Origin of the sequence: Haloarcula sp. Atlit-7R, assembly GCF_003666065.1 — an archaeon.
Taxonomy (GTDB): domain Archaea; phylum Halobacteriota; class Halobacteria; order Halobacteriales; family Haloarculaceae; genus Haloarcula; species Haloarcula taiwanensis.
Genome location: NZ_QXIK01000002.1, coordinates 121,397 through 143,198 on the forward strand (window position 1 = coordinate 121,397; position 21,802 = coordinate 143,198).

22 protein-coding genes and 1 pseudogene are annotated in these 21,802 nt (G+C 63.4%); 17 read left to right on the forward strand and 6 right to left on the reverse strand.

The annotated features are described in order from the left end of the window. Positions 1–13 precede the first annotated feature (13 nt). Complete coding sequence (queC, locus tag D3D01_RS04610; RefSeq protein ID WP_121511398.1) at positions 14–712, forward strand: 7-cyano-7-deazaguanine synthase QueC; 699 nt, start codon at positions 14–16, stop codon at positions 710–712. A 30-nt stretch (positions 713–742) separates the two neighbouring features. Here queC and D3D01_RS04615 read toward each other — a convergent pair whose 3' ends face one another. The 3 genes from D3D01_RS04615 to D3D01_RS04625 form a co-directional block, all read right to left on the reverse strand. Next, on the reverse strand, positions 743–1,126 hold the full coding sequence (locus D3D01_RS04615; RefSeq protein ID WP_101350991.1) for a methylglyoxal synthase: 384 nt from the start codon (positions 1,124–1,126) through the stop codon (positions 743–745). 58 nt (positions 1,127–1,184) lie between these two features. Then, the gene (locus tag D3D01_RS04620; protein ID WP_101350990.1) at positions 1,185–1,463 is read right to left on the reverse strand and encodes a HalOD1 output domain-containing protein; all 279 of its coding nucleotides are present in this window, start codon (positions 1,461–1,463) and stop codon (positions 1,185–1,187) included. 206 nt (positions 1,464–1,669) lie between these two features. Beyond that, on the reverse strand, positions 1,670–2,329 hold the full coding sequence (locus D3D01_RS04625) for a helix-turn-helix domain-containing protein (RefSeq protein WP_101350989.1): 660 nt from the start codon (positions 2,327–2,329) through the stop codon (positions 1,670–1,672). 301 nt (positions 2,330–2,630) lie between these two features. Between D3D01_RS04625 and D3D01_RS04630 the strand changes: the two genes are divergently transcribed. After that, positions 2,631–4,502, forward strand: coding sequence for a type IV pilin N-terminal domain-containing protein (locus tag D3D01_RS04630; protein ID WP_158600438.1), 1,872 nt, complete (start codon positions 2,631–2,633; stop codon positions 4,500–4,502). Between the two features lie 14 nt (positions 4,503–4,516). Here D3D01_RS04630 and D3D01_RS04635 read toward each other — a convergent pair. After that, positions 4,517–4,999 (reverse strand): annotated as a pseudogene (locus tag D3D01_RS04635) (deoxyuridine 5'-triphosphate nucleotidohydrolase); the annotation flags it as partial. Between the two features lie 141 nt (positions 5,000–5,140). On the opposite strand from D3D01_RS04635, the gene D3D01_RS04640 reads away from it, so the two are divergent. The 8 genes from D3D01_RS04640 (at position 5,141) to D3D01_RS04675 (ending at position 11,699) form a co-directional block, all read left to right on the forward strand. Beyond that, positions 5,141–7,114, forward strand: a complete 1,974-nt coding sequence (locus D3D01_RS04640) for an aconitate hydratase (RefSeq protein WP_101350986.1) — start codon at positions 5,141–5,143, stop codon at positions 7,112–7,114. Between the two features lie 580 nt (positions 7,115–7,694). Then, positions 7,695–8,192 carry a ribosomal protein S18-alanine N-acetyltransferase gene (rimI, locus tag D3D01_RS04645; RefSeq protein ID WP_101350985.1) on the forward strand — a complete coding sequence of 166 codons (498 nt, stop codon included), beginning with the start codon at positions 7,695–7,697 and terminating at the stop codon, positions 8,190–8,192. Positions 8,193–8,344: 152 nt separating this feature from the next. Continuing rightward, the gene (locus tag D3D01_RS04650; RefSeq protein WP_121511401.1) at positions 8,345–8,809 is read left to right on the forward strand and encodes a DUF5810 domain-containing protein; all 465 of its coding nucleotides are present in this window, start codon (positions 8,345–8,347) and stop codon (positions 8,807–8,809) included. A 23-nt stretch (positions 8,810–8,832) separates the two neighbouring features. Beyond that, the gene (locus tag D3D01_RS04655) at positions 8,833–9,246 is read left to right on the forward strand and encodes a DUF5809 family protein (protein ID WP_121511402.1); all 414 of its coding nucleotides are present in this window, start codon (positions 8,833–8,835) and stop codon (positions 9,244–9,246) included. After that, positions 9,246–9,659, forward strand: coding sequence for a hypothetical protein (locus D3D01_RS04660; RefSeq protein WP_121511403.1), 414 nt, complete (start codon positions 9,246–9,248; stop codon positions 9,657–9,659). The genes D3D01_RS04655 and D3D01_RS04660 overlap by 1 nt, the downstream gene beginning before the upstream one ends. After that, a complete protein-coding gene (locus D3D01_RS04665) occupies positions 9,656–10,198 on the forward strand; it encodes an NUDIX hydrolase (protein ID WP_004590966.1) in 543 nt (180 codons plus the stop codon). Before D3D01_RS04660 ends, D3D01_RS04665 begins: the two co-directional genes overlap by 4 nt. A 38-nt stretch (positions 10,199–10,236) precedes the next feature. Then, positions 10,237–10,623 (forward strand): rhodanese-like domain-containing protein, encoded by a 387-nt coding sequence (locus D3D01_RS04670; RefSeq protein WP_121511404.1) that lies wholly within the window; start codon positions 10,237–10,239, stop codon positions 10,621–10,623. Positions 10,624–10,913: 290 nt separating this feature from the next. Continuing rightward, the gene (locus tag D3D01_RS04675) at positions 10,914–11,699 is read left to right on the forward strand and encodes a hypothetical protein (protein WP_121511405.1); all 786 of its coding nucleotides are present in this window, start codon (positions 10,914–10,916) and stop codon (positions 11,697–11,699) included. Positions 11,700–11,741: 42 nt separating this feature from the next. On the opposite strand, the gene D3D01_RS04680 is transcribed toward D3D01_RS04675, so the two are convergent. Further along, entirely contained in the window at positions 11,742–12,746 is a 1,005-nt protein-coding gene (locus D3D01_RS04680) for a phosphate uptake regulator PhoU (RefSeq protein ID WP_101350978.1), read from the reverse strand. A gap of 331 nt (positions 12,747–13,077) precedes the next feature. Between D3D01_RS04680 and D3D01_RS04685 the strand changes: the two genes are divergently transcribed. From D3D01_RS04685 to thiE, 7 genes are read left to right on the forward strand one after another with little or no spacing between them, the layout of a single operon-like run. Then, positions 13,078–14,232 carry a substrate-binding domain-containing protein gene (locus D3D01_RS04685; RefSeq protein ID WP_101350977.1) on the forward strand — a complete coding sequence of 385 codons (1,155 nt, stop codon included), beginning with the start codon at positions 13,078–13,080 and terminating at the stop codon, positions 14,230–14,232. Positions 14,233–14,284: 52 nt separating this feature from the next. Next, entirely contained in the window at positions 14,285–15,406 is a 1,122-nt protein-coding gene (pstC, locus tag D3D01_RS04690; protein WP_121511406.1) for a phosphate ABC transporter permease subunit PstC, read from the forward strand. Further along, positions 15,403–18,057 carry a phosphate ABC transporter permease PstA gene (gene pstA, locus D3D01_RS24925; RefSeq protein ID WP_121511407.1) on the forward strand — a complete coding sequence of 885 codons (2,655 nt, stop codon included), beginning with the start codon at positions 15,403–15,405 and terminating at the stop codon, positions 18,055–18,057. The genes pstC and pstA overlap by 4 nt, the downstream gene beginning before the upstream one ends. Beyond that, on the forward strand, positions 18,050–18,991 hold the full coding sequence (gene pstB / locus D3D01_RS04700; RefSeq protein ID WP_121511408.1) for a phosphate ABC transporter ATP-binding protein PstB: 942 nt from the start codon (positions 18,050–18,052) through the stop codon (positions 18,989–18,991). The genes pstA and pstB overlap by 8 nt, the downstream gene beginning before the upstream one ends. A gap of 3 nt (positions 18,992–18,994) precedes the next feature. After that, positions 18,995–19,672 carry a phosphate signaling complex protein PhoU gene (gene phoU / locus D3D01_RS04705; protein ID WP_121511409.1) on the forward strand — a complete coding sequence of 226 codons (678 nt, stop codon included), beginning with the start codon at positions 18,995–18,997 and terminating at the stop codon, positions 19,670–19,672. 2 nt (positions 19,673–19,674) lie between these two features. After that, positions 19,675–20,736, forward strand: coding sequence for a phosphate uptake regulator PhoU (locus tag D3D01_RS04710; RefSeq protein ID WP_101350972.1), 1,062 nt, complete (start codon positions 19,675–19,677; stop codon positions 20,734–20,736). Between the two features lie 42 nt (positions 20,737–20,778). Then, on the forward strand, positions 20,779–21,414 hold the full coding sequence (gene thiE, locus D3D01_RS04715; protein ID WP_121511410.1) for a thiamine phosphate synthase: 636 nt from the start codon (positions 20,779–20,781) through the stop codon (positions 21,412–21,414). Positions 21,415–21,464: 50 nt separating this feature from the next. Here the strand turns inward: thiE and D3D01_RS04720 are convergent, their stop codons facing one another. Beyond that, positions 21,465–21,764 (reverse strand): hypothetical protein, encoded by a 300-nt coding sequence (locus tag D3D01_RS04720; RefSeq protein ID WP_121511411.1) that lies wholly within the window; start codon positions 21,762–21,764, stop codon positions 21,465–21,467. Positions 21,765–21,802: the final 38 nt, after the last annotated feature.

Sequence of the window (21,802 nt, forward strand, 5' to 3'; positions counted from 1 at the left end):
GATACCACTTAGCATGACTAACGACACCCGCGCTGTCGTGCTCGCCTCCGGCGGCATGGACAGCGCCACGGCGGCGTACGAAGCACAGACCCGCGGCTACGACGACCTGTACCTGCTGCACACCAGCTACGGGCAAAACACCGAAGACCGGGAGTACGAGTGCGCCAGCGCGCTGGCCGACCACGTCGACGCGGCGGACTTCCTCCACGTCGAGACCGGCCACCTCACCCAGATCGGCGCGTCGTCGCTGACCGACGACTCGATGGCCGTGGCCGACGCCGACACCGACAGCGACGAGATTCCGAGTTCCTACGTCCCGTTCCGTAACGCGAACCTGCTGTCGATGGCGGTCTCCTACGCCGAAGCCAACGACTGCGGGGCTGTCTTCATCGGCGCACACAGCGAGGACTTCTCGGGGTACCCGGACTGCCGGCCCGCCTTCTTCGACGCCTTCCAGGGCGTCATCGACGCCGGCACGAAGCCCGAGACGGACATCGACCTCGTCGCGCCGTTCGTCGAGTGGTCCAAGACAGACATCGCCGAGCGCGGCGTCGAACTCGGCGTCCCCTACGAGGACACATGGAGTTGCTACCGGGACGACGAACCGGCCTGTGGGACGTGTGACGCCTGTGCGTTCCGACTCGAAGCTTTCCAGCGCATCGGCGAACGGGACCCAATCGAATACGCCGAACGACCGACGTACGCCGAATAAGCAGATTACGGGCGGTCGTCCACCGAGGAATTAGTCGTCAGCTTGGTCCCGAGCCAGTCCGTCCAGCACGTACTCCGCCGAGGTTCGCGTCGTCGCCAGCGGCACGTCATGGACATCACAGATACGCAGGAGCGCCGAGATGTCCGGCTCGTGAGGCTGTGCTGTCAGCGGGTCCCGAAGGAAGACGATGCCGTCCATCCGGCCCTCGGCGACTTCCGCGCCGATCTGCGTGTCCCCGCCCATCGGCCCGCTCTCCTTGCGCTCGACCGTGAGGTCGGTCTCGGCCATGATGCGCTTGCTCGTCGTGCCGGTCCCGACGAGGTCGAACGCCGACAGCGTGTCCTCGTAGCTCTGTGCCAGGTCTATCATCTCGGGTTTCTCGTCGTCGTGTGCGATGAGCGCGACGCGAGTCATACTTGGGGCTCTCGGGCCATCGACTTATCTCATTTGGACGGGGGCGTGTCAGCGCCGGTTACCCGTCGACAGAAATCGCTCCGTCAGCGGTTATTGTCACGTCGTGTCCTTCGACAGCGAACGTTAGCGACTCCGTCGTCCCCTCGCCGACGACTGCACGGAGAGACTCGCTGTCGACGTACGTATCAAGCCTGTCAATATCATCCGCAGCCAGATCTGTCGCTTCAAGCACCGCATCGGCAATAACATCTTCTGCGGGCTCGGGGCTCACCCAGTCGTCGGACCCCTCCGTGGCCCGGTTCCGCAGCATATACACAGTCCCCTCGTTCGAGCTCATACGCCATCATACGCTCCCTTCTCTTATAACAGCGGATGAGCTATTTCACTGTCTGAAGTAACCGACGTGCCGATGACGGACCACTCTTCGACACTGTCAGCTCACACGCGGCTACTTACCACTGTGTCGCCACAGACCTGTTGCTCACAGCTGGTCGGCGTCCCACCACCACCGCGTTCTCCCACCCGGAAGTTACTCTCTTCCGGTCACTCTGGCGGTGAGCCGACAAGCGGTCGCTCAGGGGCCGCCAGCGTGTTCTGGACCAACGTCCGGGTTCCCCGCCGGAGCCGCTCCGAAGCAGCTTGGCTAGAGATACCGAGTTCGGCGGCGAGGTCCGAGAGAGAGGACTCCCGCGGGACGGTGAAGTAGCCACGATTGAGCGCGAGCAACAGCACTTCTCTCTGTGGGTCCGTCACGCCGAACTGCGGGGAGGCTTCCGTGTCGTCAGTGATGGTCTGAATGTCGATGGTGATATCACTGGACACGAGCGCGTCACGGAACGACAGCACCGAACTCTTCTCGGGGAACCGGGCCCGGAAGACCCAGTCTTCGCCAGTCTGTGCGGCGCCGAGCAGGAACCCGTCCGCGTTCAACAACGCTTCTCCGATCGTGTCGATTGTCGTATCAGTCGTATGTAGGATGTACCAGTGACCATCTCCTTCTGCCGCTACGTGGGCATAGTCGGTGATACTCTCGTCCTGGGCCAGATTCGCTTCAATGGCGGGCCGCTCAACGGGGCCAATCCAGGCGACGGCACGACAGTCGCCGCTCTCGCAGTGCAGTCGCTGTATCCGTATCGCTGCTTTACTCAGCGTTTCAGCTGTTCGCTGCAAGAGGGGGGCGTCGATGTGAAATTCTACTATCATGTCTCACTGTCACGCAGCAACGATGATAAACCCCGGTCAGACAGTTGTCGTACCTGAAAACGGTGCTTGTGTAATTTCCGGGTACTGAAGGCTGACGGCGGTATGGACCGGGGTATAGTCGATTCAAGCACCAATGGATAGCACTCGGGAAATCCACTTAAATTCACAGCATGGCCTACCATGTCTCAACCATCAGCACCCTTTTGACTGCGAACGAGTACTAGTACACTATCCGCTCTGCCGACGCCTGCTGACACCATGTGTCGACGGTTCCACACAAGGCGCTGCGGTCGGACTTGACATGACTGACTCATCCCGCGGTCAATCGGAGACGGTCGGCATCGTGTTACTGACGGCTGTTATCGTCGTGCTGGTCTCGGTGCTGGGTGCCGGTGTTCTCTCGTCCGGACCACAATCGACCGCGGAGCCGCTGGTGGACCTCGACATAGATATCACGAGCACTACCGTCTCGATCACACACAACGGCGGTGACACTGTCGACGGCAGGTCATTCGACGTTATCATCCGAAACGAAACTGCGAGTCAGCGCTATGAGTCAGCCGTCACCGGCCCGTTCGAACCGACCGATATCGTGCGACTGTCTCATTCCTACACCGGCACCGTCACCGTCCTCGCCGTTGCTGTCGACAGCAGTACGGTCCTCGGTCGGGAGAGCCGGATGGTGGCTACTGATCCGACGCCGACCACAGACACCGCGACGCCGACTCCGGAGACTGAGACACCGGCTACGGAGACTGCGACGCCAGCTCCGGAGCCACCGGCTATCGATTCGGCGACACTCCCCGGAACACCGATAGATGACACAGAAGCTAACAACAACGTCGAACGCACGCTGACGCTGACTTTCGATACGGAGATGGACCGGAGCGTCGCGCCGAGCATCGAACTCGACGGCGTCACCGAAAGCTCGGCGACAGTAGTGACCGCGGACGGGACCTGGACGACGGCGAAAACGTACGAGGTCCCGATCCGGTTCGCCGACAACGACGTGGACAAGACTATCGACGTGACGGTGTCGGAAGCGCAAGACTCCGACGGAACCGAAATGTCGCCACAGACTGCCCTATCCTTCGTGCTCGACAGTCGCTCGCCAGGCGACGTGAACAACGTCGTTGTCGAACCCGACGCCATCACCCAGGCGAACCAGAACGCCGTCGACGTGACTATCACAAACCCGGATTCGCTGGACGGTGACGAGACGGCACGCGTCACACTGACCGACCAGACCGGGACTGACATCACGCGGTCGGCGACTATCGACCCGGCGACTGACGAGACGACGCTGACGTTCGACACGAGTTCACTCGCCGACGGGACAGTCACGCCAACGGCGGTCGTCGAAGACGACGTGGGGAACCGCGGCGATTCCGTCACAAATGACCAGACGCCGAAGGACACGACCGCTCCGGCGGTCGATTCCTTCACCGCGACCGAGACCGGCAGCCGAACGTTCACTGTGACACTCGAAGCGACAGAGCAGACCTCGATTCAAGCGAGTGACGTGACACTGGGCGTGTCCGGACCCGGCACTGTCGAAAACGTCGAGCAGTTGAACCTCGACAACAGCGGCTCGTCGTTTACCTACAGAGTCAAGTACACCGTGAGCCAGCCCGGCGAATACACGGTCACGCTGTCGGAGCTGACGGACGCGTACGGTAACGACGGCGCGACCGGCCAGACCGCGACCGTGGCGCTGGGCGACGCGGCTGACTTTGTCAGGTACACCGGCGACGCAGAGACGTTCGGTGGTGACGGCTCTGGTGTCGCGCTGTCCATTGAAAACACGGCTTCGACGGCAGTCAGCGTCAGGAACGTCACTGTCAGTACGGACGCTGCCAGCACGCTGTTCGAGAGCGGGTCCGGTAGCACCCGGACTGACCACGAAATCCGTGTCGTCGGCGCATCGACGGGGGTCTGGGACACGAACAAGGAACGCAACGCCGGGAAAGACGGCTACCAGATCGGGAGCACGGCGGTGCTATCTGACGCCGCAATGGTTTCCGGAAATTCGACGGCTGAGGTCACAATGTATGAATTCCTGACCTCAGGAAAGGGTAACTCCGGGAAGCCCGTCGACATGGCCGGGGACGAAATCACGGTTACGCTCGGATTCAGCGACGGGAGCGAACTCACGTTCACTGTGACGCCGTAAGCGGCCCGTCGCAACTACAGGTTCTCGCCCTGATACGACCCCTCGTACGTCCCCTCGTGAGCGGCGTCGGCGAGCACGAGCTGTGCGATCCGCGCGCCCTGTTCGAGTTCTATCGGGTGGTGGACTTCAAGCAAGCCCTCGCCCCGCCCCTCGTAGCCGGCGTCCCAGACGGCTGTATCGAGCATGCAGGAGTTGCGAAGCAACGACGACCGGGGAAGGAGAAAACCGATGTGTCCATCCGGAATGACGACGCGGTCGGCGTACTCGACGATGTAGCCGCCCCGGTCGAGCTGGTAGACACCGTCGCTGGGCTCGACTTCCCGTCGGTCACCGACGGTCTTGCCGTCGCGCTCAATGCGCCCCGGTTCGACCTGTTCGTAGATTGCCCCGAGCGTGAGGTCGACGCCGTTCGGTTGCACTTGTGGTTCTCTCAGGTCGCCGAGGGCATCGGCGACGAATCGCCCACTTTTGAACATACCCGGTTCTGTGCGAGTATCGTGGAAAGGCTTGCCGGTCTGGCCAACCGCTGTTCTGTCTCGTTGACTCGCTTCCGAGTGACGGACGGCACGGGTTTTTATATGAAAAATACGACGGAATACGCGGGATTTATACCGCCGCGCCATCCATTGACGCACGTTATGGGACAGACGCTTACGGAAAAAATTCTCGACGACCATCTCGTCGAAGGGGAACTTACACCCGGAGAAGAGATCGGGATCGAGATCGACCAGGTGCTGACACAGGACACGACCGGGACGCTCGTCTGGCTGCAGTTCGAAGCGCTGGGCCTCGAAGAGGTACAGACGGAGCTGGCCGCACAGTACTGTGACCACCAGACCTATCAGTTTGACTTTAAGAACACCGACGACCACCGCTTCCTCCGTTCTGCGGCGGGTACGTTCGGGGCGCACTTCTCGCGCCCCGGCAACGGTATCTGTCACAACGTCCACAAGGAGAACTTCGCCGCACCCGGCAAGACGATGCTCGGGTCCGACTCGCACACGCCGACGCCCGGCGGCCTCGGCGAACTCGCCATCGGGTCCGGTGGCCTCGACGTCGCCGTCGCGATGGGTGGCGGCGCGTACTACATCGAGATGCCGGAAGTCGTCAACGTCCGCCTCGAAGGCGAACTGCCCGACTGGGCAACCGCCAAGGACGTCATCTTGGAGCTGCTCCGCCGGCTTTCGGTCAAGGGCGGCGTCGGCAAGGTGCTGGAATACACCGGGCCTGGCGTCGAGACGCTGACCGTCCCCGAGCGGACGACTATCACCAACATGGGGACCGAGCTCGGTGCCACCTCCTCGATCTTCCCGACGGACGACCAGACCAAGGACTACCTCGAACGCCTCGGCCGCGAGGATGTCTTCGAGGACATCGGCCCCGACGAGGATGCCGAGTACGCCGACGAAATCGTCGTCGACCTCTCGGACCTCGAACCGCTCATCGCCGAGCCGTCCATGCCTGACAACGTCGTGCCCGTCTCCGAGGTCGAGGGCGTCGACGTCGAGCAGGTCATGATCGGCTCCTGTACGAACGGTGCCTACGAGGACATCCTCCCGGCCGCGAAGATGCTGGAAGGGCGCAACATCGACAAGAAGACCGAGATGATCGTCGCCCCCGGATCCAAGCAGGCCTCCGAGATGCTGGCCCGCGAGGGCTGGACCGCGGAGATGATGGCCGCTGGCGTCAACTTCTCCGAGGCGACGTGTGGTGCCTGTATCGGCATCGGGCACGTCCCGGCCTCAGATTCAGTCTCGCTGCGGACGTTCAACCGCAACTTCGAAGGTCGCTCGGGTATCGAGGACGACAACGTCTACCTCTGTTCGCCGGAAGTCGCCACCGCGGCGGCCATCAAAGGCGAAATCGTCGACCCGCGGGACCTCGCCGACGAACTCGGCGACCTCGAGGCACCCGGGCTGGAGATGCCCGACCAGTACATCGGCAACTCCGAATCGGACCTCATCGCGCCGGAGAACGCCGTCGACGACGAACTCATCAAGGGCCCGAACATCGGCGACGTGCCGCTGAAGGACCCGCTGGAGACCGAAGTCGGTGGTGAAGCCCTCCTCAAGATGGAGGACAACATCACGACGGACCACATCATCCCGGCCACGCAGGACATCCTGATGTACCGGTCGAACGTCCCGAAGCTCTCCGAGTTCACGCTCTCGCGCGTTGACGACACGTTCGCGGAGCGCGCACTCGAAGCTGACGGCGGCGTGCTCGTCGCTGGCGAGAACTACGGTCAGGGCTCCTCGCGTGAACACGCGGCCCTGTGCCCGATGTACCTGGGTATCGAGACCGTCCTCGCACAGAGCTTCGCCCGCATCCACAAGGCGAACCTGTTCAACTTCGGTATCGTCCCGCTCACCATCGACGAGGAGACCTACGAGAAGATCGAGGAAGGCGACGACATCGAGATCGTCGACGATGCGGCCGAGGCCGTCAAATCCGGCCAGACGGAGTTCACCATCCGCGTGAACGACGACTGGGAAGCAACCGGTCAGCTCGACGCCTCCGAGCGTGAACGCGAGATCCTCGCCGCCGGTGGCAAACTCTCGCACACGAAGCAGCAACACGACGAAGGCGGCGCTGCACCCGCAGACGACTAGAGCGAGGTTTCGCAGAAACCTCGTATTGGGAACGGGACCGCAGGTCCTGCGAGCAGAACGATTCCGAGCGTAGCGAGGAATCCTTTCGAAGTCGAACAGCGCTTCGCGCCGTGAGACAGCAGATCGCTTTTCGAGCAGTGAAGCCACAAACAGCGCGGCATCCGCTCCGGTCGAGCGACACATTCCTCGGTCTATCGGGAAACACACGCACAGAGAGATGTGGTTCGGGTACTGGCACAGGACGACCGGTTAGCGACAGCGCGAGACTGTCTTTTTCGTTCTCCATACTCGTAGCCGACGCTGTTTCACGGGAATGAGTGTCCCGGTTACGGCATAGCGGTCCCCAAGACAGATCCAGGTGGCGATGGAAAAGTTTGGAAAGAGGGGTGGGGGTGGGGGTGGTGGCACCCAAATGGGTGCATGTATAGGTACACTCGTCAGAGTAAAGAACCTTCCGCATTTCTAACCATGGCAGGGTCGTATCGATGCATGAATTATCAGTACCTATCGACAAACAGTCAGAACTCGGGTATCTTCGGTCGGCGGTAACACATATGTAGGTCCACACCGAAATACGTACGTGACAACGGTCGCTCCAGACGGGCCGGAGACGCCGGGTACCCCGGCGGTTCGGCGCGCTGTCCGTGCGGACCTCATCGAGGTCCACCGCGTCGAGCAGGCGTCGTTTCCACAGCCGTGGCCGTTTTCTGCACTGGAGAGCTATCTCGGCGAACCGGGGTTTCTCGTCGCCGAAACCGGCAACGACGATGGCGACCCGCCCGCCGTCGCGGGCTACGTCATCGCGGACACGGTGCCGAACCACGGTACCCCGCTCGGCCACATCAAGGACCTCGCGGTTCGGCCAGCGTACCGTCGGCAGGGGGTCGCGAGCGCGCTGTTGACGCGCGCACTCGAGGTTATCGGCGAGACGGGGGCCGGCTCAGTCAAGCTGGAGGTCCGGGCCGACAATGACGGCGCACGAAAGCTGTACCGGCGGTTCGGGTTCGAGCACCGCAAGACTATTCCGAACTACTACAGCAACGGCGAAGATGCGCTTGTGATGGTCCGACTACTATGACTGTGTCGGCTACGTCTGGCACTGTTTGATCGCTGTGGTCGTACTGCCGTCGTCTATTGCCGGACAGCCCTCCATAGCCAGTCCTCCCGCACTGACCACCGATCCGAGACCCCGACTGCATATACGGCTCCGCATCCACGGTTCGCACACTGATGGGATACGCCTGTCCAGTGTGTGACGACCCGCAAGCCGACGACGTGCATCTGGCGAATCACCTCGCGTTTACGGCGATGACCGGTGGCGACGACCACGAAGCGTGGCTCGACGAGCGCGTCCCCGACTGGGGCCAGCTCGGTGAGGACGAACTGTCCACCGAGGTCGTTGAGTACGCCGAGGAGACGGAGTTCCCACAGGTGTTTGAAGACACCGTCGACCGCAGCGACGGGGGCCACAGCCATGAACACGACCACGGCCACACCGACCTGCCGCAGGGGGCGGACCGCCACCGTGGGTCGAACGCGCTCAGCGACCACGACAGCGAGGTGCTGGCCGAGGCGCGCGACCTGACGCGGGAGATGCTACGCGAGAGCGACAACGAGAGCGATGGCGACGCCACCGACGGCGATACGTCGGGCGACGGCGACGACACTGCCACGAACGAAGACGAAACCGAATAGTCCCGCCGGCGGCAAGGGGACGTATGGACACTGAGGGGCAGTTCGCGCCGGCATCGGCAGCCGAGGCCAGTGAGCGCTACGACGCGTTCGGGCCGACGGCGCAGGTGGTCGTCAAGGAAGTCGCGAAGGCGATGGGTCTCGACCCGGAGACCTACGAGGAGCGGGTCACCAGTGAGGTCGTTGAGACCGCCCGCGACGTACTGTTCGCAGAGTCGCTCGCAGTTCAGGTCGGTTCGATGGCGGAGTTCGAGGAGTGGCGCGAAGACACAGACTGCGAGGTGACGCTGGTCGGCGCGGAGAACGTCGACCACGTCGTCTGGCACGCCGCCCCGTTCGCAGAGCAGGCCGTCGCGGCGACGTTTCAGGATAAACGCCGGGCCGCTGTCGGGACGCTCCGTCGGCAGGCCTTCGGCCGCATCTACCGCGAGGTCGTCTGATGCGTCCGGTCACACGGAACACCTTGCTCGGAATCATCGCCGTCGTTGTGCTGTTGCTGGCGCTGGGTGCGCTCCCGGGCCTCCTCAAGAGCGGCGACCCGTACTACACTGTCGCCATGCCGAGCGACGGCGAGTACAGCGTCGACAACGGCACTGCCATCAACTGGAGCACCCAGTCCGAGCGACGCTTCCCGTACACGAGCGCGGCGCTGGCCGAGGCATCCGCGTCGGCGGCCGGGCAGTCCGAGCCGTACTGGCGCGGCCCGTTCGGACTCAAGGGCGCGTTCACCCACTCGCCCTTTGACGAACGCGACGCCTTGCGACAGCAGTACGACGGGGCTGTGACCGACGACGGCGTCGTCGTCCGGCACAACGGCACGTTTTACCACGTCGCGGTCCGACAGGACGTATGACCCGCGAACCGGCCCACGAGTGGCCCGTCGTCGAGAGCGAACGCGAGTACGAGACCGGCTGGTACACCGGCGGCTACGACCGAGTTCGCCAGCCCGACGGGTCCGAGAAAGACTACTACTGGGCTGAACTGCCCGACGCGGCCGTCGTGGTGGCCACGACCGGCGATGAACTCGTCATGGTCGACCAGTACCGCCCGACCATCCGCGAGCAGTGTCTCGAACTCCCCGCCGGCATCGTTGAGGACGACGAGTCCTACACGACTGCGGGCGCGCGCGAACTCCGTGAGGAAACTGGGTTCGAAGCCGCCGGCGTCTCACTCATCGAGGAGTTCTCGTGTTCGACCGGCGTGCTCCGGCACCGCCGCGGCATCGTCTTCGCTGAGGGACTGGAACCGGTCGACCGGGAACTCGACGACAACGAGTTCCTCTCCGTGACGACCGTCCCAATCGACGAAGCGCTGCAGGTCGCCCGCCGCGAACCGGCCAACGACGCAACCATCGAAGGCATCCTGCTGGCACAGGCCGACGGTTTGCTGTAGCCGGTGAAGGTTTAGGCATCGCCCGCTAGCGGCTGGATATGGACGGCGAAATCGACGCCGACGAGCTCCGGTCGAAACTCGACGAAGAGACGGTCCGGGTGGTCGATATCCGCTCGCCCGGTGCGTTCGAGCGAGGCCACATTCCCGGAAGCGAGAACGTCCCGTTCCCGTCGCTCGTTGACGAAGTCGAACGGTTCGAAGGCGACGACGAGGTCGTGACAGTCTGTCCGAAGGGGAAGTCTAGCGTCCAGGCTGCCCGGCTTATCGCGTCGTATGAAGGCTTTGATGGCGATGTTGTAAGTTTTGAACCAGGCCTGAACGGCTGGGACGGGCCGCTGGAACGTGCAACCGCTGACGGGGAGGCGACGGCAGACACTGCGGCTGCTGACGGAGATTCCGACGAAGGCCCTGCTGCACCGTTTTAGCTGCTGTTCGGGGTGAAATGGTGGCTCAGGAATAGTGCATCGTCACAAGGGGCTCAGCGGGGGTAACATCTCGTCATCGCCACCAGCAGGTCGTAGTCTCCCACTCGGGAAAAGTGCATCCGTTGCGGACGGCGTGAGTCGACGGACTGCCGGCACCTGTTGCTGGCAGCGAAGTGTCGCGCTGATCGTAGCGGACCACCACCGACTTCACCGGCAGGGATACGGTCGTCTATATAGCGAACATATAAAATACCTATACGACGAGAGCAAATACTCCGGCTGAGTGTTCCGTGTCTAACACCGAGACAAGCCAGCCGCGAACCGAGCAGGCGCTCGCTGTCGTTCAACGAGAAATCGACTGTGTCGAGGCTGAACTGACGGCGTTCAGACGCTTTCGGACCCAGCTTGTGTCTATCGAGCCGCCGGCACGAGCCGCAGGCACTGTCGACACATCTGGGGGAGGGATGTCGGCGCTCAGTGCCCGGCAGCCGAAACCCGATACGAACCTGCGTGCCGTCCGGGAAGCCTACCGAGAGACGGTTATGGCTGTGCCACATTTCGAAGCCGAGTACGATGACTCGCTGGAAGCCAACATGTCGATGGAGTTCGGCCCGGAACTCGGCACGCAGATCGCCACGGGAACGCGCCTGACTCCACAATTGTACGAGGCGCTGCTAACCGCAAGTGAGAGAGCACGCGACGAGCGCGAGACGCTGCTCCCGGCGCTCGAACGCGAGCGGGAGTCGTTACAGTCAGTGCGAGCAACGCTTGACAACTGTGAACGCCGCGGGGCCGCACTCGGTGCGAACGCACGCAGAACGACCGACCCGGCCCGACTCGACAGCATCGACAATCAACTCGCCGAGATCGAAAGCGAGTGCGAGGCAGCGGCAGCGACCCGCCAGCAACAGCTTCACGGTCGGTCGACCGCCGCTCTCTCCGGTGTCGACGGAACCAGTCTCGTTCGGTATCTCTACGACGACTGTCCGGTGACGTGTCCGGCACTCGCTGACACCGTCGCGTGCCTCGAAACGCTCAGGCGGCATCGTCGCCACTGCATCGTTTCGACACGCTAAGGCCGCAGGGTGGCTGCGCCTGATTTGTATACTGTCGAGTGGTCAGGATTGTGGCCGCGGTGCGGCTTTCTGGAGCGCGCTCTCGGCGATGTTGCCGCCGTAGTCGGCGGTCCGGGACAGTGAGTCGACGACGAGCCCGAGCACCTGCGCGCTCTGTGGGTCGAACTCGCGGATCTGGCCGTCGACTTCGCGAGCGGTCTCGTCGACGTCAGGGATCTGACTCCGGGCCTCGTTTGCCAGTTCGACGGCCTCGTCGGAGTCTTCGGTCAACAGTGCGTCCATCGCTGTTTCGGGGACGGCAATGGCTTCGGTTTCCAGCTGATCGAGCAGGTCGGCGGTTTCGCCAGTTATCTCCCCAATCTCCTGGGAGAGGCTAGCGATCTTGGTCGCGTGGTCAGCGATACGCTCTAATTGGCGGGCGCTGGACTGGAAGTCGAAGACGGTCTCGCGCGGGAAGCCGATCTCGTTAGCCGCCGTCGGGTTCCGGAGGACGGTTCGGAACACGCGCGAAACCATGTACCAGAGCCGGTCCACGTCGTCGTCGCGTTGCATCACGTCCGCTGCGAGGTTGTCGTCGTCCTCGATGAGCGCCTCGACAGCATCGGAGAGCATCGTCAACGAGACCAGTCGCATTCGTGTGATCGCGTTGTGGACCGACAGTTCCGATGAATCGAGCAGGTCCTGCAGGACGACCCGGTCCGTTGTCTCCTCGATCATCTCCAGACCGACCAGTCCCTGGGTCGCATCGCGGATGATGCGTCGCTGCTCGGCCGTGATCCGGGTCGCTTCGAGTTGGATGATGTCGAAGCCGCTGACGTACATCGTCATTACCGCCCGCGTGAGTTCGTGCCTGTTTTCGAGCCCTTCCACGTCGAGACTCCCTTCTACGCGGCCGTTGTCCCGCTGCGGAGCGAGCAACAGTAGGTCCCGTTCAGCGTGGAATTCGACGACGCTGCCAGCGCTCACGTCGTTCTCTGTTGCCCACTCTTTGGGGAGGGAGACGGTGTACGTCGACCCGCCTGTCACCTGGACCTTACGTGTCTCCATGTGACTGGCACTCGTTCACGGGATGGTATAAATCCACTCATATCTATATACTGTATCGGAGCTCTAATATTTGAGGACATATTGTCCGGCTACACGCCGATGATACGACGATATTCGCCGGTATGGGTAATTCAAACCGGTGAAAATGCCATATCTGGCGGCACATCAGTATCGGTCATATTCGGGGATCTGACGGCATGATAGCGGCATATTCACTGCTATATGTCTACCTGTTTGTGAGTTTTTGTCATACCATATCTATATAGTAATACATCAATAGATATAGCTATCTTAGCAGGTTACTTATTACCTGTCCCGCTGGATTCTGGTGATGGCGCACGATCCAGACGGGCTGTCAGACCTCGTATCGCGGCGGAAATTCATCGCAACAACGGGTGCGACCAGTATCGCTGCAATCGCCGGCTGTTCCAGCGGCAGCGACGGATCCGATTCCGACGGAAGCTCCGGCGGGAGCGCGGACACCGAGGCGGCGTCGACGGAGATGGACTCGGCGGAGACGGAAGCGACCGAAAGCTCCAGCCAGGAGAGCGTCGGCCCGCTCGAATCGGGCGGCTCCTCGACGGTGTACCCCATCGCCAACACGGCGGCGTCCTACTGGAACGCCAACCGCCCGGCCAGCGACAGCGAGTACTGGCCCCACGGCGAGTACGACATCGACACGGACCAGAACCTCGCCGATTACTGGGCCGGCCTCTACGGCTTCGAAGCCGGCGGCGAGGAGGGGCCGCCGTTCCAGTTCACCGTCGGCCTCTCCCACTCCGGGACCGGCGTCGAGAAGGTCATGAACGGCCAGAACGACATCGGTAATTCCTCTGGGAACGTCGAGGACGAACTCCCGGACCGTGACTCCTACGAGCAGTTCGTCGACCACGTCGTCGGGGTCGACGGCCAGCCGCTCGTGGTCTCCCAGGAAATCGCCGACGCCGGCGTCGAGAAGATTACCGGGGACCAGCTCAAAGCCCTCTACAAAGGTGAACTCACCAATTGGAGCGAACTCGGCGGTCCGGACCGCGAGATTCAGGTCCTCGGCCGTGTCAAAGGTTCGGGTACCCGGACCTCTTTCGTCTCCAACGTCTTCGGCAACCCCGAGGAGGACACCTCTGTCGCCAACCGCTACGGCCAGAACCAGCGCCTCGCACAGGCCATCGCACAGGCCGACAACGCCATCAGCTACCTCGCGCTGGCGTTCATCGACACCGACGGCCTGGCCCCCGTCGCCCTGGAGTGGGAAGGGACGACCTACAGCTATCAGGACGACCAGAACGGTCTGGACTCGAAGGCCTATCCCCTCTCGCGTGACCTCCACATGTACACGTGGGAAGGCACCTCGAAGAAGGAAGCCGCGGTCATCAACATGATCCTGTCTGACTTCGGTCAGGACACGTTCGTCGCGCCGAACAACTACTTCAAGCTCGGTGCGCGCCGTCAGGAAGAACAGCGCGCTAAGCTCCCCGACCAGGTGTAACCGGCCGGACGCAGTCTGACAATTTCGACCTTCTCGGTCGATTTTCAATAATATGACAGAAGACATACCAACGACGGAGAGTGAGTCGGTGTCGGGTGGGGGCAGAATCGACGGCGCAGCGCTTGCGGTCGGCGCGATAGCGACGACGCTGGCGGCGACGATTCTCGTGTTCCTGTTTCGGCCGGCGATAGCGCTGCCGATGCTACTCGCGTTCGTGTTCGTCACGGCGGTCGGGTGGGTCACCTATCAGGCCGAGGTTGCACGCCTGCTCACGCTGGTCGCGACGATTTTGACGGTGCTGACCGTCGCGTTTATTACGTTCTTCCTGTTCGCGAGCGCACTACCAGCGTTTCTCGAACACGGGCTTGGACTGCTACTGATTCCAGAACAGGGTGGATCGGCCCGCTGGTTCTTCTGGCTCGACGCCGTCCTGCCGTCGGATTCGACGTACTGGAACCCACTCAGCGGGGCGTACTCGCTGATCCCGATGATCTGGGCGACGGTGGTCGTCACTATCATCGCGGGCGCAGTCGCCGGCCCGCTGGGCCTGTTCGGCGCGCTATTTATCGCCGAGGTCGCCAGCGACCGCCTGCGGGAACTCATCAAGCCCGGCGTGGAGATTCTGGCTGGTATTCCCTCCATCGTCTACGGATTCATCGGTTTCCAGGTACTCAACGGCTTCATCCAGACGAACTTCCTCGACGACGGGGCAAGCTTCCTCATCGCTGGGGTTGTCGTTGGCGTGATGGCGCTGCCGACGGTCGTCTCCGTCGGCGAGGACGCCCTCTCCAGCGTCCCGCAGTCGATGGGTGACGGCTCCGTCGCGATGGGTGCGACCGAGTGGCAGACAATGAAAAGCATCTCTATCCCGGCGGCGTTCTCGGGCATCTCCGCGGCCGTCATTCTCGGCCTTGGCCGAGCCATCGGCGAGACAATGGCCGTCGCCGCCATCATGGCCTCGGGGACACAGTTCGCCGACCCGCTGTTCGATATCTTCGACGCCAACGCGACGCTGACGAGCCTGATTGCGACCCAGTACGGCAGCGCCTCGGAGAGCACCGTCGACGTGCTGTTCGTCGCCGGTGTCATGCTGTTCGTCATCGTCGCCGGCATGAGCATCGTCTCGCAGTACATCGAGCGACGTATGCAACGGAAACTGAAGGGGCAACAATGAGTGACGCTTACGCGACAACGGATCAGCTCGTCAGTGCGGATTCGAACATTTACGACCGCGGACTCGATGCGGCGATAGCGCTCAGCGTCGTCGGCTTCACGCTCGGGCTCGTCACGCTCGTGAACCTCGTCCCGCCCGGGACCAGCGGCAGTGCCCTCACCACGGCCCTCGGAACGCTGCTGGCCGTCGTCGTCGGAGCCGTCGGCATCACTGGCCTTGCCTCTTTCCTCAACGTCGTCCCGGTCACTTCACAGCGAGTCCGCGGCATCGGGCTGGGCCTCGTTATCTCGACGGTGGCGCTGACTGCTCTTGCCGCGACCCTTCCGGTGACGATGGCGACACTGCTGGGCACCGTGTTGCTGGTCGAGGCACTGGCGATCACTGCCGCCGGTGTCTCCTCCCGGCTCGAACTCGTGGACACGGAACCGAACATGAGTGCCGGCCTGCTCTCTGGCGGCGCGCTCGGCGCGCTCGGCCTCGCAATGGGGGCCGTCGTCGGGGGTTCCCTTGCCGGATTCGGCTCGCTCCTGTGGCTTGTCACCGCCGCCGTCGCCGGCGTCGGCCTGTTCCTGCTGGCGATCCTCCCTCGTGAGGACTTTGGTTCGACGCTCCCGACGGCTATCGTCGTCGGCGCACTCGGGCTGACAATCGTGACCGGAACCATCGGCGTGGGCTGGCAGTGGAGCCCGCAGACGCTCTCCGGTGGCTTCACCGGCGGCGCGGTCATCCCCGTGTTTCTCCTGGTCGGGACGCTGCTGTCGGCTTGGTCGGCCGCGAAGTGCCGCGCCGGGTTCGGTGCCCGGGGACGCGAGTACGGAGCCTTCCTCGTCATCAACCTCAACGCCTTCCTGATGGTGGCTGTGATGGCGACAATCGTCGTGTTCGTGACCATCAAGGGCATCGGCTACGCCGTCCACGGACTGTCGATCGGTGCGCTGACGGCACTGGTCCTCCTGTCGCCAGCTCTTCTGGCTACAATCCAGTTCGCTCGTTCGCCTGCGGGCACGACTGACTGGAACACCGGCGCGCGACAGCTATTCCGGATCCTTCCACTGGCGGCGGTTGGTTCGCTCGCTGCGGTGTTTGCGAGCGTGCTCGTCACCGGCACCCCGCTGCGGTACGCCTACACCTACACTGTCCAGGTCAACCGACAGGGACGTGCGCTCGATACAGCGCTCGCAGTGACGCCCAGCACGACGGTCGGGACGCTGCTGCTTGTCCTCCCGGCACTATTGCTCGCGGTCACGTTCTTCCGGTCGTTCGGCTCGCTCCGCAACGTCGGGACCCAGTCTGACCGAGCCGGCTCGATCCGACAGGCCGTCCCGACGGCAGTTCTCGCGATGGTCGTCCTCATCGGCTTTTTCCTCGCCTTCGGCCCGACTCCGTTCGGCCTCCCACTCAACGAGACGGTTGCATTCGCCGCTGTCGTCGCCGGATCGGTCGCCGCGGGCGGTCTCGCAGTCTCCCCACTCGTCGGCGTGCTCGCAAGCGACGGGCCGACGCTGGCGGAGAGCGCACAGCGGGAGGCCCCGCTGTTCACGCTGGGGGTGTTCGGCGGACTCGGGCTGTTGCTGGCGACGCTGCTGCTCCAGCCAGTCGCCGGTATCAATCCGCGAGTTGGTCCGGTAAATCTCGTGCCTGCGGTCGCGCTCGGGGCCGCTGTGGCCTCGCTCGCGCTGGCGACGCTCACCACGGCTGCAAAGCGGTCCAGCGAGGAGACGATTACCCGCCGCCTGCTGACTGAAGAGACGCGACTCGGCCTCGTCGGCACGGCTGGCTTCACCGCCCTGGTCGGCCTGCACGTGGCCGTTACCGGCACGTCGTTCAACGTTCTCGGCGTCTCCATTGCCAACGAGGGGAGCCTCTCGTGGCCGATGGTGATGCAGGCCTACATCCCGCTGGGGGCCGAGCCCGGCGGTATCATGCCTGCCATCATCGGCACGGTGTGGCTGGTCGTCGGCGCGACGCTGTTCGCGGTCCCGCTGGGTGTCGGTGCAGCGGTGTTCCTGACTGAATACGCCGAGCAGGGCCGGTTCACCGCGCTCGTCGAAATCGCGACGAACGCGCTCTGGAGCACGCCGAGCATTGTCTTCGGCCTGTTCGGGGCGGCGTTCCTGATTCCGCGGCTGGGCGGCGACGAGTCCCTACTGGCCGGGATGCTGGTCCTTGGGTTCATGCTCTTGCCGCTGGTGCTTATCACCTCACGGGAGTCGATCAAGGCCGTCCCCGATGAGTACCGTGACGCCAGCGCGGCGCTGGGTGTGACCCAGTGGGAGACAATCAAGAGTGTCGTCCTGCCGGCGGCGATGCCGGGCGTCATCACCGGCGTCATTCTCGGCGTCGGTCGCATCGCCGGCGAGACTGCCCCGCTCATTCTCGTGCTCGGGTCGACGCTGAACGCGACAGAAAGCGTCGCCGTCATCGACGGCTTCCACTTCGTCTCGGGGCCGCCGTTCATCGCCAACGACGCTCTGCTGACGGCCTCGGCGTCACTGCCGACGCAGGTGTGGGCCGTCATTGCGGCCGGGGTGTCGGGGTCGCCAGAGATGGGGTGGGCGACCGCGTTCATCCTGCTGATGGTTGTCCTGACGTTCTATGCGGTCGGTATCACGGCGCGGACATACTTCCGGAGGAAACTCAACTATGAGTGACAGCATCAACACCGAGTCGAGCACGGACACGCAAACGAACAGCGGACAGACAGTCGACACCACCTCGCCAAGCGCCGAGACGACGGCCGGCGAGAGCGACGAGCGGATCCGCGAGGCGTGGCGGCAGTACGACTTCGACGGCAAATCGAAGCTCTCGGTCGAGAACCTCGACGTGTGGTACGGTGATGACCACGCGCTGAAGGATGTCTCGATGGAGATCCCCGAGAACAGCGTCACGGCGCTTATCGGGCCATCCGGCTGTGGCAAGTCGACGTACCTTCGCTGTCTCAACCGCATGAACGACCGCATCAAGGCCGCCCGCGTCGACGGCTCGGTCGAACTCGAAGGGACCGAGATCTACGACCCCAATGCCAACCTCGTCGAACTGCGCAAGCGTATCGGGATGGTCTTTCAGTCGCCCAACCCCTTCCCGAAGTCCATTCGGGAGAACATCTCGTATGGCCCGCGCAAGCACGGCGACATCAACAAGGGCCTGCTCGCGCGCCTGTTCGGTCGCGACGACACCGAGGCAGAGGCTGAACTCGTCGAGCGCTCGCTGAAGCAGGCCGCGCTGTGGGACGAGGTTAGCGACCGACTGGACGACAACGCGCTCGGCCTCTCGGGCGGGCAACAACAGCGCCTCTGTATCGCGCGCTGTCTGGCCGTTGACCCCGAGGTCATCCTGATGGACGAGCCGGCCTCGGCGCTGGACCCCATCGCCACCTCGAAAATCGAGGACCTCGTCGAGGAGCTGTCGAAGGACTACACGGTCGTCATCGTCACTCACAACATGCAGCAGGCGGCCCGCATTTCCGACCAGACGGCCGTGTTCCTCACCGGCGGCGAACTCGTCGAGTACGACGACACCGACAAGATATTCGAGAACCCCGAGAGCCAGCGCGTCGAGGACTACATCACCGGCAAGTTCGGGTGACCCATGTCGCGCGAGTCGTACCAGCAACAACTGGACGAACTCCGGGACGGCGTGGTCGGGATGGGCGATCTGGTCGTCGAGCGACTCGAAGCGGCGCTCACTGCGCTCCGGACCGTCGACCGGGAGATGGCGCAGTCTGTCATCGATGGCGACGAAGAAATAAACGAGCTGTACTTGACGCTCGAAGCTGACTGCATCGACCTCTTTGCCCTCCAGCAGCCTGTCGCCACCGACCTGCGCTTCGTCGCCGCCTCCTTCAAAATCATCACCGACCTCGAACGCGTCGCGGACCTCGCCACGAACCTCGCGGCCTACGCACAGTCGGCCGACCGTCGACTCGCCCCCGAGGTCGACGTCGACACTATCGGCCGCGAGGCCACCGACATGGTCGAGCGTAGTATCGACGCCTATCGACTGGAAGCCGTCGAGGACTGTCGCGCTATCGCGGCTGATGACGACGCGCTCGATGCGCTCTGCCAGCGGGCCAGCGAGACCGTCGCCCGGGACCTCATCGAACGGGAGGCCGACGGCGACGACGGCTGGGCGGTCGAGCAACTCCTCGACGACGTGTCCCGGCTCCTGTTGACGGTTCGGGACCTCGAACGCGTCGGCGACCACGCGGTCAACATCGCGGCACGCACGCTGTACATGGTCGAAACCGACTCAGAACTCATTTACTAGCTATGGAAACCCGAAAGATACAGACCGTCGGCGGCGGCACGTACACCGTTTCGCTCCCAAAAGAGTGGGCCGAATCGGAGAACTGTACGGCCGGAACGACGGTGAACCTCCACACGCACATCGACGGGCTCCTGGTAATCCAGACCCCTGAGTCACAGACGACGGCGCGGAACCGCCTCAGACTGGAAGTCGGCAACGACGACCCGGCGGAAATAGAGCAGCTGTTGCGGGCGGCCTACGCCGCTGGCGTCGAATCTGTCGTCCTTGAAGTCCCCGATGGCTACAGCGACGAACAACACCGGGCCATCGAACGCGTCACCCGGAACCTGACAGGTGTGACCGTCGCCGAGGCGACCGAGTCACAGGTCACGGTCCGGACGATGCTCGATGCCGGCGAGGTGTCCGTCAGCCAGTCGGTCCGCCAGCTCCAGTTCGTCGCCCTGTCGATGCACCGGGACGCGATGGCCGCGCTCACGACCGGGACGACCGGCGACCGGTGGGCCGACCGCGACGAGCAGGCCGATCGGCTGTACGCCATGATAGACCGCTACTTCGAGCGCGGGCTGGCCCGCCTCGACGAGATAGACGCGCTCGGGCTGACGCGCCCGGAACTGTTCACCCTCTGGGGGACCGCGAACGAACTCGAACGCGTGGCCGATCACGCCGAGCGCATCGGGACCGTCGCCGACCGACTCGACGGCCAACCCGACGAACGTATCATCACAGCCCTCGACAGCATTGCACAGGATGTCCACGCCGTCGTCGAGGACGCTGTCCGAGTGATCATTGGCGACGCCTGTGTCGACACCGCCCGACAGACACTGGCCACGCGCCGGGACGTTCGAGAGCGGATAACCAGTCTCGACCGACAGTTGTTCGAGTCCGGTGACGCCGACTACCGGCTCACGCGCGCCCTCGACAGCCTCGCTAGAACGGCGGAACACGGCGGTAATATCGCCGAGTTCGGGCTCCGGATGGCTGTTCGCGACGGCGCGCTCTCGGACCCGGCAACTGACACCGACGAGGCAAACGCGTCGAGTTCGACAGCTGAAACAGAGTCCTGACCAACGCACAGCACACAAGGGTCATCGGTTCCGAGACTGGCTATGGTTGACTGGGACGTGTATCTCGTCACGCAGGCGTCGCTCTCGGCAGGTCGGAGAACCGACGAAATCGTCGCAGACGCGATTGACGGTGGCGTCGGCGTCGTCCAACTCCGCGAGAAGGACCGGACCGCGCGCGAACGCTACGAACTCGGTCGGGAACTGCGGGACCTGACCCGCGAGGCCGGCGTCGCGTTCGTCGTCAACGACCGCGTAGACATCGCACAGGCACTCGACGCTGACGGGGTCCACCTCGGCGACGACGACCTTCCTGTTCCGGTCGCGCGGGACTTGCTGGGCGAGGACGCACTCATCGGGCGCTCGGTCTCGACTGTCGAAGACGCCCGGGAAGCGGCGGCGGCCGGCGCGGACTATCTTGGCGTTGGTGCAGTGTTTGCTACCGGCTCGAAAGACGACATCGATGACGACGAGTACGCCATCGGCACCGAGCGAGTCGCTGCTATCGCAGAAGCAGTAGACATCCCGTTTGTCGCTATCGGCGGCATCACGGCCGATAACGCCGTTGAGGTCGTCAGAGCGGGTGCGGACGGGGTCGCTGTCATCACAGCAATCACGCAGGCCGACGACCCGACAGCGGCGACGGACGCGTTACACAGTGCCGTCGAGCAGGGGCGATAGCACTGGCTTGTTCGCGGTACCGCCGAGACAGCCCGGTTTGCGGGCGGCGCTCAGATACCGAGAAGGTCGGGCGCGACGAGGGCGACGGCGACGAGACAGAGAAACACGAGAATCGCGACCGAGCGGAGGACGCCGGCTGTTTGTCGTCTGCGCTTTGGCAACACTTCCGCAACGCCCGCTAATCCGGTTCCGACGACCATCGCGAGTAACCAGCTGTCCGGGACAGCACCCTCGGTAACCCAGGCGGACACGTAGAGACCGGCGAAGACAAGTGACCCAGCGAAGTGGACGAGAGCAATCCGTGGCCCGGACGGTTCGCTGAACACAGCGTTGCTGATACTGGAGGGCATCAGCGGTGAGATGCGTCCCAGAATTAATAAATTGCGGT